Raw genomic sequence first — 572 nt, forward strand, 5'->3', positions numbered from 1 at the left:
GGCAGGTGTTCATGCAAGCGCCGCAGCGGATGCATTTGAGCGAGGTCCAGAACTCCTCCATCCCCAGTCGCGCGGCGCGGCCGTTGTCGACCAGCACGACATGCATCTCGGTGCCGGGCCGGGGCCCGCGGAAATGCGAGGTGTACTGCGTCATCGGCGAGCCCAGCGCCGAGCGGGACAGGAGGCGCACGAAGATCCCGAGATCGGCGACCTGGGGGATGATCTTCTCGATGCCGACCGAGTGGATCTGGAGCTTGGGCACGTTGCCGGAGAGGTCGGCGTTGCCCTCGTTGGTGCAGACCACGATGCTGCCGGTCTCGGCCACCGCGAAGTTGCCGCCGGTGAGGCCGGCATCGGCCTCCAGGATCAGGGGCCGCGTCGCCTCGCGCTGGCGCTCGGCGAGGTAGTGCACGTCGTCGTTGTCCGGGTCGGTGCCGAGCTTGCGGGCGAACACGTCGGCCACGTCGGCGCGCAGCTTGTGCACCGCCGGCACCACGATATGGCTCGGATCCTCGTCGTCGAGCTGCTGGATGCGCTCGCCGAGATCGGTCTCGATGATCTCGACGCCCTCG

At 68.5% G+C, this 572-nt stretch carries 1 protein-coding gene; it reads right to left on the minus strand.

The features are described from left to right. Window positions 1-572 (minus strand): LUD domain-containing protein (locus tag AX737_RS21315; protein ID WP_197430668.1); only part of this gene is annotated, 572 nt, incomplete at both ends.

Origin of the sequence: Methylobacterium sp. CCH5-D2, from assembly GCF_001556475.1 — a bacterium.
Classification (GTDB): Bacteria; Pseudomonadota; Alphaproteobacteria; order Rhizobiales; family Beijerinckiaceae; genus Methylobacterium; species Methylobacterium hispanicum.